The 18,574-nt window shown below is 72.3% G+C and carries 11 protein-coding genes; all 11 read right to left on the bottom strand.

Translation table 11 applies throughout. The features are described 5' to 3' along the window. A partial coding sequence (locus tag ACN6LB_RS43425; protein WP_134655277.1) for a hypothetical protein occupies positions 1–100 on the bottom strand: 100 nt, incomplete at its 3' end. A 49-nt stretch (positions 101–149) separates the two neighbouring features. Continuing rightward, positions 150–716 (bottom strand): acetolactate synthase small subunit, encoded by a 567-nt coding sequence (gene ilvN / locus ACN6LB_RS43420; protein ID WP_445030719.1) that lies wholly within the window; start codon positions 714–716, stop codon positions 150–152. 14 nt (positions 717–730) lie between these two features. After that, the gene (locus ACN6LB_RS43415) at positions 731–2,575 is read right to left on the bottom strand and encodes an acetolactate synthase large subunit (protein WP_445030720.1); all 1,845 of its coding nucleotides are present in this window, start codon (positions 2,573–2,575) and stop codon (positions 731–733) included. 138 nt (positions 2,576–2,713) lie between these two features. Then, positions 2,714–3,610, bottom strand: a complete 897-nt coding sequence (locus ACN6LB_RS43410) for a 4'-phosphopantetheinyl transferase family protein (protein ID WP_445030718.1) — start codon at positions 3,608–3,610, stop codon at positions 2,714–2,716. 43 nt (positions 3,611–3,653) lie between these two features. Further along, positions 3,654–4,952: an MFS transporter gene (locus ACN6LB_RS43405; protein WP_356148232.1), complete on the bottom strand. Its 1,299-nt coding sequence runs from the start codon at positions 4,950–4,952 to the stop codon at positions 3,654–3,656. Continuing rightward, positions 4,949–6,442, bottom strand: coding sequence for an argininosuccinate lyase (gene argH, locus ACN6LB_RS43400; RefSeq protein ID WP_445030717.1), 1,494 nt, complete (start codon positions 6,440–6,442; stop codon positions 4,949–4,951). Before argH ends, ACN6LB_RS43405 begins: the two co-directional genes overlap by 4 nt. After that, positions 6,439–7,713, bottom strand: a complete 1,275-nt coding sequence (locus ACN6LB_RS43395) for an ATP-grasp domain-containing protein (RefSeq protein ID WP_445030716.1) — start codon at positions 7,711–7,713, stop codon at positions 6,439–6,441. Before ACN6LB_RS43395 ends, argH begins: the two co-directional genes overlap by 4 nt. Beyond that, the gene (locus tag ACN6LB_RS43390) at positions 7,710–8,771 is read right to left on the bottom strand and encodes a PLP-dependent cysteine synthase family protein (protein ID WP_445030715.1); all 1,062 of its coding nucleotides are present in this window, start codon (positions 8,769–8,771) and stop codon (positions 7,710–7,712) included. Before ACN6LB_RS43390 ends, ACN6LB_RS43395 begins: the two co-directional genes overlap by 4 nt. A 1-nt stretch (position 8,772) precedes the next feature. Next, positions 8,773–9,690, bottom strand: coding sequence for a GHMP family kinase ATP-binding protein (locus ACN6LB_RS43385; RefSeq protein WP_356148207.1), 918 nt, complete (start codon positions 9,688–9,690; stop codon positions 8,773–8,775). A 571-nt stretch (positions 9,691–10,261) separates the two neighbouring features. After that, on the bottom strand, positions 10,262–17,359 hold the full coding sequence (locus tag ACN6LB_RS43380) for an amino acid adenylation domain-containing protein (RefSeq protein ID WP_445030714.1): 7,098 nt from the start codon (positions 17,357–17,359) through the stop codon (positions 10,262–10,264). Next, on the bottom strand, positions 17,356–18,574 hold a 1,219-nt coding region (locus tag ACN6LB_RS43375), incomplete at its 5' end, for a non-ribosomal peptide synthetase (protein ID WP_445030713.1). The genes ACN6LB_RS43380 and ACN6LB_RS43375, both read right to left, overlap by 4 nt.

The raw sequence follows: 18,574 nt of genomic DNA, 5'->3' as shown, positions 1-18,574 counted from the left end.
GCGCGTGGGCGTGGCCCTGGCTGCCGTAGCCGATGACCGCGACCTTGCGGCCCTGGATGATGGACAGGTCGGCGTCGGCGTCGTAGAACAGCTCGGCCATCGGGATAACTCCTCAGATGTGTATGGGTTATTGGGTACGTGAATCAGGCTCAGGCGGACTGCGTCTGCGGGGTTGCTTCCGTTGCCGTGAAGCGGACGGGGCGGGCCTCGCGGACTCCGCGTTCGGCGAGGGAGCGGGAGCCGCGGCCGATGGCGATCGTGCCGGACTGGACGAGTTCCCTGATGCCGAACGGGGCCAGCATCCGCAGCATCGCGTCGAGTTTGTCGCCGGCGCCGGTGGCCTCAAGGGTGACCGCCTCGGGGGAGACGTCCACCGTCCTGGCGCGGAACAGCTCGGCGATGCCGACGATCTGGGAGCGGGTCGCGTTGTCGGCGCGGACCTTCACCAGGACCAGTTCGCGCCGCACGGCGGAGTCGGGCTCCAGCTCGACGACCTTCACGACGTTGATGAGCTTGTTGAGCTGCTTGGTGACCTGCTCCAGGGAGAGCTGGTCGTCGACGCGTACGACGATGGTGACGCGGGAGAGGTCCGGGTGCTCGGTGGTGCCCACGGCGAGCGAGTCGATGTTGAAGCCGCGGCGCGAGAACAGGGCGGCGATCCGGGCCAGGATGCCGGGGGTGTTCTCGGCCAGGACGGAGAGTGTGTGCTGGGACATGTCGGAGGGTCCTCTCAGTCGTCCGCGGCGTCGCCGAAGTCGGGGCGGACGTCCCGGGCGGCCATGATGTCGTCGTTGGAGGTGCCGGCCGGCACCATCGGCCAGACCATCGCGTCCTCGTGGACGATGAAGTCCACGACGACCGGGCGGTCGGTGACCGAGTTGGCCTTGTCGATGACCGCGTCCAGCTCGTCCGGGGACTCGCAGCGCAGGCCCACGCAGCCCATCGCCTCGGCGAGGAGGACGAAGTCGGGGACGCGGGTGCCCCGGTTGGCGGTGGAGCCCACGCCCCGGGTGGAGCCGGTCGCGGCGTTGGTCTCGCCGTTGTGCAGCACGGTGTTGGAGAAGCGTGCGCCGTAGAAGAGGTTCTGCCACTGGCGGACCATCCCGAGGGCGCCGTTGTTGATGACGGCGACCTTGATCGGGATGTTGTTCAGGGCGCAGGTGGTGAGTTCCTGGTTGGTCATCTGGAAGCAGCCGTCGCCGTCGATGGCCCACACGGTGCGGTCCGGCTGACCGGCCTGGGCGCCCATCGCGGCCGGGACCGCGTAGCCCATGGTTCCGGCGCCGCCGGAGTTGAACCAGGTGCCGGGCTCCTCGTGCGGCAGGAACTGCGCCGCCCACATCTGGTGCTGGCCCACGCCGGAGGAGAACAGGGTTCCCTCCGGGGCGAGTTGGCCGATGCGTTCGATCACCTGCTGCGGGGAGAGCGTGCCGTCGGCGGGCAGGTCGTAGCCGCGCGGGTAGGTCGTGCGCCAGCGGTCGAGATCCCGCCACCAGGCTGCGTAGTCGCCCCGGTGCCCGTCCTCGTGCGCGTCGCGTACGGCGGCGGCCAGTGCGCCGATGACCTCGCGGGCGTCACCGACGATCGGCACGTCGGCGGCGCGGTTCTTGCCGATCTCCGCGGGGTCGATGTCGGCGTGCACGACCTTGGCGTACGGGGCGAAGCTGTCCAGCCTGCCGGTGACGCGGTCGTCGAAGCGGGCGCCGAGCGCCACGATCAGGTCGGCCTTCTGCAGGGCGGCCACGGCGGACACGTCGCCGTGCATGCCGGGCATGCCCACGTGCTGGGGATGGCTTCCGGGGAAGGCGCCGAGTGCCATCAGGGTGGTGACCACGGGTGCGCCGGTCAGTTCGGCGAGGTCGCGCAGTTCGGCGGTGGCCCTGGCCTTCAGGACGCCGCCGCCGACGTAAAGGACGGGCCGCTGTGCGGAGTTGAGCAGTCGGGCCGCCTCGCGGACCTGCCGGGGGTGGGGGCGGGTCACCGGCCGGTAGCCGGGCAGGTTCGCCGACGGCGGCCAGGAGAACATGGTCGGCGACTGCAGCGCGTCCTTCGTGATGTCGACGAGGACCGGGCCCGGGCGGCCGGTGGAGGCGAGGTGGAAGGCCTCCGCGATCGTCCGCGGGATGTCCTCGGGGTTGGTGACCAGGAAGTTGTGCTTGGTGATCGGCATGGTGATGCCGACGATGTCCGCCTCCTGGAAGGCGTCCGTGCCGATCGACTTGGAGGGCACCTGCCCGGTGATCGCCACGAGCGGCACCGAGTCCATGTGGGCGTCGGCGATCGGCGTGACCAGGTTGGTGGCCCCCGGGCCGCTGGTCGCTATGCAGACACCGACCCTGCCGGTGGCCTGCGCGTATCCGGTGGCCGCGTGACCCGCTCCCTGCTCGTGCCGCACGAGGACGTGCCGCAGCCGCTCGGAGTCCATCAGCGGGTCGTACGCCGGCAGGATGCAACCGCCGGGAATGCCGAACACCGTGTCCGCGCCCACCTCTTCGAGCGAGCGGACGAGGGACTGCGCGCCCGTCATCGGCTCGCCGGGAGAGGAGGAACGTCGTTCGGCGGTGTGGGTCCGCATCCGCGGGAGGCGGGCCGCGGGAGCCTGCTGCACAGCGTTTGACATGGTCAGTTCCAAGGGGCCGTAGGGGTGGGGACAGACGTGGTGGAGTGGGTGGTTGTACGGCGGTGAGCTTTACGGCGGTGAGCTGTGCGGCGGTCAGGTCGGGGTGCCTCCCGTCAGCAGCGGGGAGGTTCCCGGCGCCCGGGGAGCCGGTGCCGATGCTCCCGGCCGCCGGGAAGTCGGCGCGCGTCCCAGGGGAGTCGGTCCTCTCGTCAGCAGGGAGGACGACGTTTCCGACAGCGGTGCGGCGCAGGTGAGGCCGGCGACCTCCAGCCCGGAGAGCCGGGTGACGGTCGGGACGGTGAGGGTCAGCTCGCCGCGAACCGCCACCGCCGCCGCGTAGCCCCGGTCGACGGGCACCTCCAACAGGGTCCAGCCGGAGGGCGGGTAAGGGCCTCCCGGTGCTCCGGAGCCGACGTAGTCGAGGGAGGGGTCGCGCCCCAGTCCGGAGCCGAGGCCCTTGAGGTACGCCTCCTTGCGGGTCCACAGCCGGGCGAGCGCGCGGGGGCGCAACGCCGGTGAGAGGGCGGCCAGTTCCTCCTGCTCGGCCACGTGCAGCATCGAGCTCAGTTCGGCTGTCGCCGTCGCGTCCGACACCAGGTCCACGTCGACGCCGATCGGCACCATGGCCGTACCGACCAGAGCCAGATCGCCGCGGTGGGAGAGCGAGAAGAACAGGTCGCGCGCTGCGCCGAGCACGGTCGGGCGGCCGTGCGGGCCACCGCAGCAGGGGCAGGTGTCCCGACCGAAGTGGATCTCCTCCGGGCGTACCCGCAGATACGACCCGAGGAGGCGCCGTAGGGCGACATGCGCGGCCGTGAACCGGGTTCGGTCGGCATCGCGCATGAGGGCGGCGGCGCGTTGGCGCTCGGTGGCGTCGAGCACCGCCTCGTCCAGGATGCCGGCGGGGACATCCGAGACCCTCAGGAGCCAGAGGTCGAGCGAGCCGGGGGTTGGCAGCTCACGGGCGACCCACGGCAGTGTTCCTTCCACGGGGTCTCTCCTGTTCTTACTCAAGGGTCGGACGGATCGGGCCTCATGACCCGCCGGGTGCGCCGGCCGGCACCGCGGGCAGGTCGCGCCTGCCGCGCAGCGGTCCGATCAGCAGCAACAGGGGGGTGAGTGCCAGTCCGGCGGTCAGCAGCCACAGCGTCGGACGCAGCCCGAGCGCCGTGCCGAGCGCGCCGCCGAGCAGTGAACCGAACGGAATGGCACCGAAGTTGGCGACCGAGATGCACGAGGTGATCCGGCCGAGGAGGTGCGGCGGGCAGTAGCGCTGGCGGAACGCGCCCTGGATCACGTTGGCGAGCACCACGCCGAGCGCCAGCAGGGCGCTGCCGGCCGCGAGTGCCACCAGCAGCCAGCCCTTGCCGCCCATCGGGATCAGCAGCGCGAACGGCGCGGTGGTGAGGGTGGCCAGCAGCATCCCGCGCGCGGTGCCCCAGCGGGCGGTCAGCCGCTTGGCGACGACGGCGCCGAGGATCCCGCCGACGCTGCTGGACGCCAGCAGCCAGCCGGTCGCGCTCTCCGGCAGGTCCAGTTCCCGGATCAGGAACACCGGCATAATCGCCTGATAGGCCGTCAGGAGCAGGTTGGTGACGGTGCCGTAGGTGGTCAGGACGCGCAGGTAGGGGTCCCGGATCGTGTACTGGAGGCCCTCGCGGATGTCCTGGCGCAGCGGTGTGCGTTCCTTGGGCAGCTCCGGCCGCGGTTCGGCGGTGCGGATGCCGAACAGGCACAGCGCCGAGAACAGGAACGTTCCGGCGTTGACCAGCAGCCCGGCGACCGCGCCGAACGCCTGGGCGAGCAGACCTCCGCCGCCCAGACCTGCGATCTGCGCCACCGACTCGCTGCCCTGCAGCTTGGCGTTGGCCTCCTGGAGGTCCTCGCGTTCGACGATGGACGGCACGAACACCTTGTAGGAGATGCCGAAGAACACCGCGGCGAGGCCGTTGAGCAGGGCCACGACCAGGAGTTGCGTCATGGTGAGGACATCGAGCCAGGCGGCCACCGGCACACTCGCGAGCAGGACCAGCGAGGCGAGGTTGCACGCCATCATCACCGGGCGCCGCCGTACCCGGTCCACCCAGGCGCCGGCCGGCAGTCCGATCAGCAGCCAGGGCAGCCAGGGCGCGGCCGCGAGCACGCTCACGCTGAACGTGCTCGCGTTCAGGGTCACCACGGCGACCAGCGGCATGGCGACGGTGGTGATGTTGATGCCGACCCGGTTGGTCGTCTCACCGAGCCAGAGGAGGCGGAAGTCGCGGTGGCGCAACAGCCCGCGGCGCGGGGTGGTCTGTGTGGTGACGGGGGGCTCCTCGGTCCGGGTGGTCATGGCCGCACCGGCTCTCGTACGGCATTGCGTACGGCGTCGGTCAGCAGGGAGGCGGCGGTCGACCAGCGGTCCTGACGGTCTGTCAACTGGGCCCGGTAGGTGCCCAACTGAGCCTTCAGCGGCGGCAGTCCGTCCGTGCCCGGTCCGCCCCCGTGGGCGCACGCCGCGGCGACGCGGTCCGGGGCCAGGTCGTGGTCGAAGCGGGACGTCTCCTCCAGGGAGCGGCCCGAGTCGAGCGCGGAGAGCACCGTCTCGCCCACCAGGTGGTGCGCGGCCCGGAACGGCATGCCCTCCATGACCAGCCGCTCCGCGAGGTACGTCGCCGCGGTGAAGCCCTCGCGGGCCCGCGCCGCCATGCGCTCCGGACGGGGCTCGGTGCCGGCCACGACCAGACGCAGCAGCGTGATCGCGTCGGTCGTGTCGCTCAGCCCGGGCCACAGATGGCGTACGGCCTCGGTGCCCACGGCGATCGCGTTGGTGTAGCCGGCCGTCGTCATCGCCGAGGCCGCGCTCACGAAGGCACCCAGGCTCGCGGTGGACCGGCCCTGGATGTGCTCCAGCAGGAACGGGTTGCGCTTCTGCGGCATCATCGAGCTGGAGCCGACCAGGGTGTCGGCCACCCGCAGCAGCCCCGACTCCTCCGACGTCCAGGTGCTCAGGTCCTTCGCCACCCGGGCCGAGGCCACGCCGAGCACGGCGGCGGCCGAGAGGAGATGCAGTGCGAAGTCCCTGGAGGCCACCGCGTCAACGGAGTTGGGGGCCGTGGCCGTGAACCCGAGGAGTTCGGCCGTGCGTTGGGGGTCGACCGGCACCGAGGTGCCGCCGATCGCCCCTGCTCCCAGCGGGTTGACGTCGATCTCCCGCCCCGCGTCCAGGAGTTGGCCGTACGCGCGCAGCACCGGACCGGCGACGCCCGCCAGGTAGTGGCCGTACGTGATCGGCACTGCGGGCTGGCCGTGCGTGTACGCGGGCATCGTGACGTCCGCGTACTGCGCCGCCTTCTCCAGCAGCACCCCGGCGAGCCCGTCCACCGCCTCCAGCAGCGCCAGGTACGGGCCGCGCACCTTCAGCCGGGCCGTGGTGGCGTTGAGGTCGTTGCGGGAGCGGCCGGTGTGCAGGATGCCGCCCGTCTCGTCGCCCAACTGCTCGATGAGCCAGCCCTCGTAGGCCAGATACACACCGCGCGGCATCGGACGGCCGCGCACCGGGGCGAAGTCGGACCCGCGCAGCTCCTCGATCGCGCGGAGCAGCGCCGCCGCCCGCGCGGGATCGACGATGCCGTGCTCGGCCAGCATGACCAGGTGGGCGCGGTCGACCTCGCTGATGCGGTCCAGCTCGCCGACCAGCGGGTCCGCCGCCTCCCGGGGCAGGTACTGGTCGTAGACGATGCGGTGCGCCTCGGGGTCGAGGGCGGCCTTGAGGCGTCCGGTGTCGACGCCGTCGCGCGAGGACGCCGTGGTCACCACGGATTCGGCGGGCACGGTGCTCATGTCAGGGCCTCCTCGGGGAGCAGGTCCCGGTCCGGGGTCAGGGCCGTGTACGACACCGCCGCGGCGAGGGCGGCGACGCCGCGGTCGGCCGCCCGGGCGGCCTGGGCGGGATGGTCGGCGACGGCGATGACATGGCCGAGGCGGCCGCGGAAGTCGGCGGCGGGGCCGACGGGTTCGCCGGGGCCGCGGTACAGGGTCGCCTCCACGACGTCCGGCACGGCGCCCGCCCTGGCGGTGACATCGGTGAGGTCCGGGGCGAGGATGCCGTCCTGGTCCGCGGTCAGGAAGCGGATCGAGGCCCGGCCGTACACCCCGCGCTCCAGCTCGGGCGGCCGGCCCAGCGCGGCCAGCACCTGCGCGCGCACCAGGTCGATCCCGCAGGCCCTGCGCACCAGTTCGGGGATCATGCCGCCGGCGAGCCGCGGATTGACCTCGATGACCTTCGGCAGGGTCCCGTCGAGCCTGAGCTCCACATGGGCCGCACCCCAGCCGAGGCCGAGCGCCTCCACCGCGCGGACGGCGGTGCGCCGCAGCGCCCGCTCCAGGTCGCCGGGGAGTGCGGCCGGCACATCGTGGCCGACCTCGACGAACGCGGGCAGCGGGCCCACGTGCTTGGCGACCGTCACCACCGCCTCGGTGCCGAACACCTCCACGGAGAACTCCGCGCCCGTCAGGTACTCCTCGACGAGGATCCGGCCCGGGGTGGCCACCCCGCGCTCGTTCGCCGTCGTCGCCAGCAGCGTGCGCGCGTGCGCCGCGACCTCGTCGAGGTCCGCGCACAGCCGTACGCCGAGACTTCCCGAGCCCTGCACCGGCTTCACCACCACGGGCAGCCGTGTCGCGGCCGCGGCCGATACCGCGGCGCCCACCGTCTCCACCACCGCGAAGCCCGGCACACCGACCCCCGCGGCGGCGAGAGTGCGCCGCTGCTCGGACTTGTCCCGGCACGCCTGTACGGCGCTCGCGGCGGGGCCCGGCAGACCGAGCCGGCTCGCGAGGGCGGCCGCGGCGGGCACGTAGTACTCGGAGCTGGTCAGCACACCGGCGATCGGCGCCTCGGCGGCCAGCCGGTCGGCCGCCTCCCGGATGCGGCCCTGGTCCGCCGTGTCGACGGTCTCGGTTCGCAGGGCGTCCTCGGTCGCGTACGGGTAGCGGGCGGGGTCCGTGGTCAGGAGGACCGGGGTGACGCCCAGTTCGGCCGCGCGGCGCGCGAACAGGCGCCCCGTTCCCGTGGTGTTGCTCTCGATGAGCAGCAGCAGGTGCTCCGTCATGACGTGGTCTCCGGCATCTCCGGCATCATCACGTCGTCGAAGCCGCGCCGCGCCCACAGCAGCCGAGACCAGCCGGACGGCGCGTCCAGCGGGTGGTCCACGGTGACCGGGCCGCCGGTCGGGGCCGGCTTCGGGACGATGCCCTGCTCGCGCAGCCAGGCGTTGTTGTACACCGTGGACTGGTAGCGGTAGCCCTCGTCCGGCAGCACCATCACCACCGTGCTCTGCGGGTTGCGCTGCGCCCACCACGACGCCACCTGGAACGACGCGCCGCTCGTCGGGCCCATGAACAGGCCGTGCGCCCGGTACAGCTCGTGCGTCGCGTGGAACGCCTCGGGGGCCGTCACCCAGTGCACCTCGTCGTACGCCGCGTGCTTCACGTTGCCCGGGTGGATGCTGCTGCCCAGGCCGCGCAGGGTGCGCGGGCCGTCCGGGGTGCCGAAGATGATGCTGCCGTGCGTGTCGACGCCGACCAGGTGCAGCGCCGGGTTCGCCGGCCGCAGCGACGCGGCGAGTCCGCCCGTCGAGCCGCCCGAACCGACCGGGCCCACCAGGCAGTCGACGGAGCCGACCGTCTCGCCGATCAGGTCGGCGACCACGCCGTACGCCCCCGGGTTGTCGGGGTTGTCGTACTGGCCCGGCACGAAGGCGTCCGGCCGCTGCCGGCGCAGTTCCTCGACCCGGGCCAGCCGGGCGCCCTGTATGCCGCCGGGCTGGCCGCTGTGCTCGACGATCTCCACCGTCGTGCCCAGCATCTCCAGGCGGGTGCGCAGCTCCTGGTCGATCGCCGAGTCGCCGACGATCGTCAGCGGGTAGCCGCGCAGCCGGCACACCATCGCCAGGCCCAGCGCGAACGTTCCGGAGGAGGTCTCGATGACCGGGGTGCCCGGAGTGAGCACCCCGGCGGCCTCCGCGCGGTCGATGATGTAGCGGGCGGGCAGCAGCTTCATCAGGCTGAAGGCCGTCGCGTAGAGGTTGTCGCTCACCTTGATGATGCGTGGCAGCTCGGTGGCCTCCACGATCGAGGAGTGAGCCTTCGGCAAGGTCGTCGTCGTCATGTCAGTCACCCGTTGTGTAGATCCACTGCTCGTGGATTCCGATCCGGTGCAGAAGGTCCCGCGCCTGCGCGGTACGTCCCTCTACGTCGGGGTCGTCCCGGTCGAAGAGGAGTCCCGCGATGTCCCCGCTGTGTGCCACCTGTACGCCCAGGGCGCCACAGGTCCGCTCGACGTCCCGTATCCGGTCCAGGTCCGGGACCGGCAGATGCCGCTGGTTGATCTCCGCGCTGGCTGTCGCGACCGAGCTCAGCAGGGCGACGTCCTTCATCTGGATGGCCTCCCGGAGCATGTCCCTGAGCCGGGCGAACCGTGTGATCTCCGCCTGGTCGTAGCGGGCCGGCGTGAACGCCAGGGTGTCCACGCCGCGGCCGTCGTTCGCGGGGCGCGAGCCGAAGCCGAGGACTCTCAGGGGTGGCATCCGGTAACCGAAGTCCTCGATCACGGTGCCCTCGCGCTGCGCGAACAGCACGGTGGACTCCTCGAACATCAGGGAGTCCGAGGCGGTTTCCGCGTGTACGGCGAGGCGGGCGACCTCCTGCGGGGGCAGGGGGTCGGCGAACGCGTCCTTCACCGCCCATATCGCCGACAGCACGTCGCTGGTGGAGGAGCCGAAGCCGCGGCACAGCGGTACGTCTCCGGTCAGTTCCAGGTGGCCGCCGGCCGGTTTCGCGCCCGGCGGGGTCACGGCGCGTACGGCGAGCTCGGCGGCGCGTCTCGCCTTGCCCTTCCACGACGGTGAGACGGTGATCTCTCCTGCGGGGGTCGGGGTGAACGTCGCTCGGGTCGTGTGGAGGGTGCAGGGCAGCGTGACGAGTCCGCGGAGGGGTCCGGCTGGGGTGGTGAAGGCACCCTGCAGAATCTCGCCGTGATGGACGGGGGCCGATGCGGCCCCGACACGCCAGTCGGAATGATCCACCATGTCCATGACCCTCTGCTGCCGGTGAAGCCGTGACCTGCGGACGAGATCACGCTATGCAGGTGGGCCTTCGGCGTCCGGCGGCAAGGGCGGCAGGTTGGGGGCGGGACACCGGGGGCTTTCCCCGGCTCGGTCGGTCTGACCTGCGGGGGTGACTGCGTCCGGGTGCCTGCCGCCTGCCGCCGGTCGCTGGTCGCTTGCGGTGCGTTGTGGGTCGGGGCCGGGCCGGAGCATCCGTCCTCGGTCTGGCGCGGAATCGGTTCCTTTACAAGCGGAGGGCGGTGACGCGTACAAGCGGAGGGCGGTGACGCGCCATCCGCTGCGGGCGGACGTTCCGGCCCGTCCCCTGCCGTGCGTACGCGGCTGCGGGTGCGTGGGGGCGGGTGCGCAGGCCGCGCCCAACTGCGGGCAATCGTGCCGCTAGGGGCGGCACGGGTGGGCGCAGCGGCACCCCGTGAACGCCGGGCTGCGTGACCCACCCCCGGCCGACACCCACACCCCCCCACCCCGTACACGCGAAGGCGCCCGGTCCGCCGGAAGGGCAGGGCCGGGCACGTTCACGTGGTGGGAGTGATCAGTGGTGGGCGCCGCGGAGTTGTTCGGCGAGGATTTTGCCGATCTCGCGCAGGGGCTCGGTGGTGGTGAGGTCCCAGTGTTCGGAGTCGATGTCGTGTTCCTCGACGCGGCCGAGGATATAGGGGGCCCAGGAGTCGGCGCCGGTGCGGTCGGCGGGGGTGCGGAGGGCGTTGAAGAAAACGGCGTTGCCGGTGAAGCGGCGGTCGGGGGTGTAGCGGTAGCGCATGGCGAGGTGGGCGGCGGTGGCGTCGACGACGGCGGTGGCCTGGGGCGTGTCCAGGGCGCCGAGGATCGGGTCCTCGCGGCGCAGGACGGCCGCCAGTTCGAGGGGGTCGGGGGCCGAGTCCGCGCAGGCGGGGTTCAGTTCGGCGGCGCGGGTGCCGAGGAACGCCGTGAGCACCTCGCGGCCCGTGATGGCGGGGGCGGTGAAGCCCTCGGGGAGCGGATAGGCGTCCAACAGGCCGAGCAGGGCCACTTCTTCGCCCTGTTCTTCCAGACGGGCCGCCACCGCGTGGGCGACCAGGCCGCCGAACGACCAGCCCAGGAGGTGGTACGGGCCGTGCGGCTGGACCGAGCGGATCTCGCTGACGTACGTGTCCGCCATCTCCGCCATGTCGGCCGGTCGCAGCGCCGGGTCCGTCAACTCCCGTGCCTGCAGGCCGATCAGGGGGCGGTCGCCCAGGTGCCGCATCAGGCCGGCGTAGCACCAGCTCATCCCGGAGATCGGGTGGACGCAGAACAGCGGGGGCTGGGAGGAGTCGGGGCCGGACGTGGCCGCGGCCTTGATGGGGAGCAGGGTCTCCAGCGGGTTGCCGCCCGCCTGTGTCGCGATGTGCTCCGCCAGCAGCGCGGGTGTCGGGCACTGGAACAGGTCCCGGATGGTGACCGGGGTGTCCCAGATCCCGCGGATGCGGCCGATCAGACGGGTGGCGAGGAGGGAGTGGCCGCCCAGATGGAAGAAGTGGTCGTCGATGGTGACCGAGCCGACTCCGAGTGTGGCCGCGAACAGGCCGCACAGGATCTCCTCCGCCGGGGTGCGCGGGGACCGGCCGCCGGTCGCCTCGGCCTGTGGCGGCTCGGGCAGGGCGCGGCGGTCCAGCTTGCCGTTCACCGTCAGGGGCAGGGCGTCCAGGGGGACGATCGCCGCCGGGACCATGTACTCGGGCAGCGCTGCGGCCGCGTGCCGGCGCAGTTCGGTCAGGTCCGGCCCGGTTGAACCGTCGGTGGGCACCACGTACGCCACCAGGCGTTTGTCGCCCGGCCTGTCCTCGCGGATCACCGCGGCGGATTGGATGACGGAGGGGTGGCGGAGCAGCGCTGACTCGATCTCGCCCGGCTCGATGCGGAAGCCGCGCAGTTTGATCTGCTGGTCTGCCCGGCCGAGGTATTCGAGGGAGCCGTCGCGGGACCAGCGGGCCAGGTCGCCGGTGCGGTACATCCGCGTGCCCGGTGTGCCGTGCGGGTTGGCGACGAAGCGTTCGGCGCTCAGGACCGGCTGGCCGATGTAACCGTTCGCCAGTCCGTGACCGGCGACGTACAGCTCGCCCGGGACGCCCGGCGGCAGCAGGCGCAGGTTCTCGTCGAGGACGTAGGCGTGCTTGCCCGCGATGGGGCCGCCGATCGGGATGGCGGGTGCGGCCTCCGTGATCGTGTACGCCGTGGTGAAGCCCATGCTCTCGGCGGGCCCGTAGCCGTTGACCAGGTGCAGGTGGGGGTGGTCCGCAAGCGCCTTGGCGGTGTGCGCGGGTGATGCCGCCTCGCCCGCGGTCATGGCTTCCCGGACGAGGGAGAAGACCGCCGGGTGCTCGTCCAGCATGTGGTTGAACAGGCTCGCCGACATCTGCAGCGTGGTGATCTCGTGGCGTTCCACCAGCTCCGCGATCTGGTGCGGGTCCGTGTGCTGGCCGGGCTGCAGGACGCAGACCCCGCCGTGCAGCAGCGGGCCGAAGACCTCCAGGGCGAAGGCGTCCCAGGAGACCGGGGAGCTCTGCAGGTAGGTCTGTTCCGGGCCGAAGTGGAGGTAGTCGGGGCCGATGAACGTCGCCGCCAGCGCGCGGTGCGAGGCGGCCACGCCCTTGGGTACGCCGGTGGAGCCGGAGGTGAACATGACGCACGCGGTGGACTCCGGGTGCCCGGCGGTCTCCACCGGCGTCCCGGAAAGCGCGCTGATCGCGGGGGTGTCGATCGTCAGGTCGACCAGTGTCGCCTCGGTGGGCAGCGCCACCAGGTGGCTCTGGGTGACCAGGGCGGAGGGAGTGGTCTGGTTGAGGACGGTGGTGAGGCGGTCGGCGGGGAACTGCGGGTCCAGCAGCGTGTAGCCGGCGCCCGCCTTCAGCACCGCGAGCAGCGAGGCGATCAGGTGCGGCGAGCGTTCCAGGTGGATGGCGACGATGCTGCCGGGGGCCACTCCGTGGCCGGTCAGATGCCTTGCCAGGCGGTTGGACCAGATGTCCAGTTCGGCGTACGTCAGCTGCTGGTCCTCGAAGACCAGCGCCAGGGAGTCCGGGGTGCGCGCGGCCTGCCCAGCGAACAGTCCGTCCAGGCCCAGACCGGGCGCCGGTGACGGGACACCGCTCCACTCCAGGACCCGGTCCCGCTCGTCGGCGGCGAGCAACTCCAGTTCGGTGACCGGCAGATCGGGCGTCGCGACGGCCTCGCCGAGAAGGCGTACGAGACGGTCGGCCGTCGCCTCGATCGTGCGCGCCTCGTAGAGGTCCGTGGCGTACTCGACGGTGATGTCCAGGCCGCCCGGCGCCCCGTCCGCGCCGCGGTGCTCGCCGAACGCGAAGGTCAGGTCGAACTTCGCGACCGAGGTCTCCGGGAACGCGAACTCGCCGGTCAGATCGCCCAGTCCGGGGGCTTCGGCAGAGGTCTCGGCCAGCGTCAGCATGACCTGGAAGAGGGGGTGACGGGCGGTCGTGCGCTCGGGGTTGAGGATCTCGACCAGGCGGTCGAAGGGGAGGTCCTGGTTGTTCCAGGCGGCGAGATCCGTCTCGCGGACCCGGGTGAGCAGGTCGCGGAAGGTGGGGTTGCCGGTCAGGTCGGTTCGCAGGACCAGGGTGTTGACGAAGAAGCCGATCAGGTCGTCGAGCTTCTGGTCGGTGCGGCCGGCGACCGGGGAGCCGAGCGGGATGTCCTGTCCGGCGCCGGAGCGCGACAGCAGGGCTGACACGGCGGCCTGGGCGACCATGAAGAGCGTGGTGCCGGTGTCCTGCGCGAGGGAGGCGAGCGCCGTGTGCAGCCGTGCGTCGCAGTGGACGGTGTGGGTGGTGCCCTGGTTGGAGGCGGTGGCCGGGCGGGGGCGGTCCGTCGGGAGTGTGGCCTCCTCCGGGAGGTCCGCCAACGCCTGCTGCCAGTGCGTGAGTTGGCGGTCCTCGTCCTCGCGCAGCAGGCGCTCCTGCCACAGCGTGTAGTCGGCGTACTGGACCGGCAGCGGCTGCCAGTCGGGTGCCTGGCCCTGCGTCCGTGCCTCGTAGGCGGCCGACAGGTCGCGGAAGAGCGGGGCGTTGGACCAGCCGTCGGAGGCGATGTGGTGGATGACGAGGGAGAGGACGTGGTCCTGCTCGCCGAGCCTGAACAGGCCGCCACGGAAGGGGAGTTCGGATGCCAGGTCGAAGGTGCGGGCCGCCTCCGCGCCCAGCAGCGCGGGCAGCGTGTCCGTCGTGGCCGCGGTGAGCGGGAGTTCCACCGGCTGGGGCGGCCGGACGTGCTGGTACGGCTTGCTCTCATGGGTCGGGTAGAGGGTGCGCAGGCTCTCGTGGCGGCCGGCCAGGTCGCTCAGCGCGAGCCGCAGCGCCTCCCGGTCGAGCCGGCCGTGCAGCCGTAGCGCCATCGGGATGTTGTACGTCGCCGACGGGCCCTCCAACTGATCCAGGAACCACAGGCGTTGCTGGGCCGAGGAGAGGGGGACGCGCTCCGGGCGGTCCTCGGGGACGAGGGCCGGGCGCCGCGCGTCGCCGCTCGCCGCCGTGAGCCGCTCGGCGAGCTGGGCGACCGTCGGGTACTGGAACAGGTCCCGGATGGTGATCTCCGCGTCCCACACGGCACGGATGCGGCTGATGAGCCGGGTGGCGAGGAGGGAGTGGCCGCCGCGGTGGAAGAAGTGGTCGTCGATGGAGGCCGACGGCAGGCCCAGTACGGCGGCGAACAGGCCGCACAGCACTTCCTCGGCCGGGGTGCGGGGTGCCCGGCCGCCGGTGTCCAGGGACTGCTGGGGCGCGGGCAGCGCACGCCGGTCGATCTTGCCGTTGGTGGTGAGCGGGATCGCGTCGAGCAGGACGAAGGCGGACGGGACCATGTACTCGGGCAGCAGCGCGGCCGTGCGCCGCTTCACGTCCTCGACGTCGAGGCCGTCGCCGTCCGGGGACGGCACCAGGTAGGCGACCAGACGCTTGTCCCCGGGGCGGTCCTCACGGACGATCACGGTGGCCTGGGCGACGTCCGCGTGGGCGGTCAACGCGCTCTCGATCTCGCCGGGTTCGATGCGGAAGCCGCGCAGCTTGACCTGCTGGTCCGCCCGGCCGAGGTATTCGAGCGAGCCCTCGTGGTTCCAGCGGACCAGGTCGCCGGTGCGGTACATGCGTGTGCCGGGCGTTCCGTACGGGTCGGACACGAAGCGTTCGGCGGTCAGGCCGGGGCGGTTCAGGTAGCCCTGCGCGAGACCGGCGCCCGCGATGTACAGCTCGCCCGGGGTGCCGGGCGGCAGCAGCCGGAGGCCGGGGTCGAGGACGTAGAGGCGGTGGTTGTCGAGGGCCTCGCCGATCGGGATCGTGCCCGTGCAGTCGTCGTCCCGGCGGACCCGGTGGGTGGCGGCGAAGGTGGTGGTCTCGGTGGGGCCGTAGCCGTTGACGACGGTGGTGTCCGGGCAGTGGTCGTGGATACGGCGGACGGCCTCGGGCGGTACGACGTCGCCGCCGGCCCAGACCTCGCGGACACCGGCGAAGGCGTCGGGTGCCTCCTCGGCCATGAGCCGGAACAGGCCCGCGGTCAGCCACAGGCTGGTGATCCCGTGGTCGTCGATCAGCCGCCGGTAGCCCGCCGGGTCGAGGTGGCCGGGCGGCGCGACGACGAGGGTGCCGCCGTTGAGCCACGGGACCCATATCTCGTACGTCGACGCGTCGAACGCGGCCGGGGAGTGGAACAGCACCCGCCGGTGGTTGCCGCCCGCGTACCGGCTCTGCGCGGCCAGGTCGGCGACATTGCGGTGGGTGACCGTGACGCCCTTGGGCAGGCCCGTCGAGCCCGAGGTGAACATGGCGTACACCGGCTGGTCGGGGTGGATGGCGGGCACCGGGGCGGTGGCGGGCAGGGTGTCGAGGGCGAGGGCTCCGTCGAGGACGACGACCTGTGCGGTGGCCTGGGCGACCACCGGGTGGTCGGACATCGCCTCGTCGGTGAGCAGCACCGGCGCTCCGGTGTCGCCGAGGATCTGGACGAGCCGGGTGTCCGGGTCGGTGGTGTTCAGCGGCGCGTACACGGCGCCCGCCTTGACCACCGCGAGCAGCGCCGTCAGCAGGTCGGCCGAGCGTTCCATCAGGACGGCCACCACATCCCCCTGGCGGACGCCGAGGTCGATCAGGTGGTGGGCGAGCCGGTTGGTGAGCTCGTCCAGCTCGCCGTAGGAGAAGTCCTGGTACTCGTCCACCAGGGCCACGGCGTCCGGGGTGCGGGCGGCCTGCGCGGCGAACAGCTCGGCGAGGCTCGCCTCGGGGCCGCCGGTGACGGTGCCCGCCCACTCCTCCAGGAGCTGCCGGCGCTCGTGCTCGCCGAGCAGGTCGAGGACGGACAGTGGGGTGTCGGGCGAGGTGAGCACCGCTTCCAGCAGACGGCGGAGCCGGGCCATCAGCGCGTCGATCGTGCGCGCCTCGTACAGGTCGGTGGCGTACTCGATGGTGATGTCCAGGCCGCCCGGCCGCCCGTCGCGGGTGCGGTGCTCGCCGAAGCCGAACGTCAGGTCGAACTTGGCGATCTGCAGCTCGTTGTACTCGGTGCGGGCGTCCAGACCGGGGAAGCCGACCGCGTCCGAACCGGCCTCGCCGAGGGTCAGCATCACCTGGAACAGGGGGTGCCGGGAGGCGGACCGCTCGGGGTTGAGGACCTCGACGAGGCGGTCGAAGGGCAGGTCCTGGTGGTTCCAGGCGGCCAGGTCCGTCTTGCGCACCCGGCCGAGCAGGTCGCGGAAGCTGGGGTCGCCGGTCAGGTCCGTACGCAGGATGAGGGTGTTGACGAAGAAGCCGACCAGACCGTCGAGCGCCTCGTCGATGCGCCCGGACACCGGGGAGCCGACCGGGATGTCGAGTCCGGCGCCCGAGCGGGACAGCACGGTGGCGACCGCCGCCTGCACCGCCATGAACAGGGTCGCCCCCGACTCCCGTGCCAGATGGGTGAGTCCGGCGTGTGCGTCGGCAGGCAGGTGCGTGGTGCACTGCGCGCCCCGGTAGGAGGCGGCGGCCGGGCGCGGCCGGTCCGTGGGCAGCGTTGCCTCCTCCGGAAGCTCCGCCAACGTGTGCTGCCAGAAGGCGAGTTGGAGGGCACCGGCGCTCTCCGCGTCGTCCGCCTCGCCGAGCAGCTCCTGCTGCCACAGCGTGTAGTCGGCGTACTGCACGGGCAGCGGCTCCCACCCGGGCGTCTGCCCCTGGACGCGCGCCCCGTACGCGGTGGCCAGGTCGCCGAGGAGCGGCGCGGTCGAGCCGCCGTCGGTGACGATGTGGTGCATGATCACGAGCAGCACGTGCTCCTGCTCGCCGAGCGCGATCAGCCGGGCCCGCACCGGCAGGTCCACCGCCAGGTGGAAGACCTGGGCGGACTCCTCGGCGAGGACGGTGGAGAGGGTCTCGGCGGTGGCCGCGACCACCGGCAGGTCGAGCTCCACCTCCTCCTCGGCCAGGATGTGCTGGTACGGCGTGCCGTCCTGGTCCGGGAAGACCGTGCGCAGTGCCTCGTGCCGGCCGATCACGTCCATCAGCGCCGACTGCAGGGCGCCGCGGTCGAGTTCGCCGGTCAGCCGGACGCCGAGCGGGATGTTGTACGTCGTCGAGGGGCCCTCCATCTGCGCGATGAACCACAGACGCTGCTGGGCGAAGGACAAGGGGATCACTTGGTCGCTCCCATCCGGCGCATCGGCCGCAATGTGGGCCTTGCGGCCTTGGCGCCGTCGAGCTTCTCGACGAGCGTTGCCACGATCGGGTTTTCGAAGAGGGTCGCCACGGACACCTCGACCGCCAGCACGGTGCGGATGCGTCCCACCAGCCGGGTGGCGAGGAGGGAGTGGCCGCCGAGGTGGAAGAAGTGGTCGTCGATGGTGACGGACGGCAGGCCGAGGATCTCGGCGAACAGCCCGCAGAGCACTTCTTCCCTGGGGGTGCGGGGCGCGCGTCCGCTTGCGGCGTCGTTGCCGGACTGCGGTGCGGGCAGGGCCTTGCGGTCCACCTTGCCGTTGCTGGTCAGCGGGATCGCGTCGAGCAGGACGAAGGCGGACGGGACCATGTACTCGGGCAGCAGCCCGGACGTGTGCCGCTTCACGTCCTCGACGTCGAGGCCCTCGCCGTCCGGCGCCGGAACCAGGTAGGCGACCAGGCGCTTGTCGCCGGGCCGGTCCTCGCGGACGGCCACGACGGCCTGGGCGACCGAGGCGTGACCGGCGAGCACGCTCTCGATCTCGCCCGGTTCGATGCGGAAGCCGCGCAGCTTGACCTGCTGGTCGGCCCGCCCGAGGTACTCCAGCGAACCCCGGTCGTTCCACCGCACCAGGTCTCCGGTGCGGTACATCCGCCCGCCCGCCGGACCGTAGGGGTCGGCCACGAACCGCTCGGCGGTCCCCGAGGGCCGGTCCAGGTAGCCCTGGGCGAGCCCGGCGCCCGCGATGTACAGCTCGCCCGGGGTGCCCGGCGGAACCAGCCGGAGATGTGGATCGAGGACGTAGAGACGGTGGTTGTCGAGGGCCTCGCCGATGGGGACCGCGCCCGCGCTGCCGAGGGGGCGCGGGATGTGGTGGGTGGCGGCGAAGGTGGTGGTCTCGGTGGGGCCGTAGCCGTTGACGACGGTGGTGTCCGGGCAGTGGTCGTGGATACGGCGGACGGCCTCGGGCGGTACGACGTCGCCGCCGGCCCAGACCTCGCGGACACCGGCGAAGGCCGCCGGGGCTTCTTCGGCGATGAGCCGGAAGAGTCCTGCCGTCAACCAGAGGGCGGTGATGGCGTGTTCGGCGATGAGGTGCTGGTAGGCGGCGGGGTCGAGGTGTCCGGCGGGGGCGACGACCAGTGCGCCGCCGGTGAGCCACGGGACCCACATCTCGTAGGTGGAGGCGTCGAAG

The organism is Streptomyces sp. SAS_270 (assembly GCF_052543295.1).
Note: the sequence above shows the minus strand (reverse complement) of the source record. Positions and strands in the feature narration are given on the sequence as shown.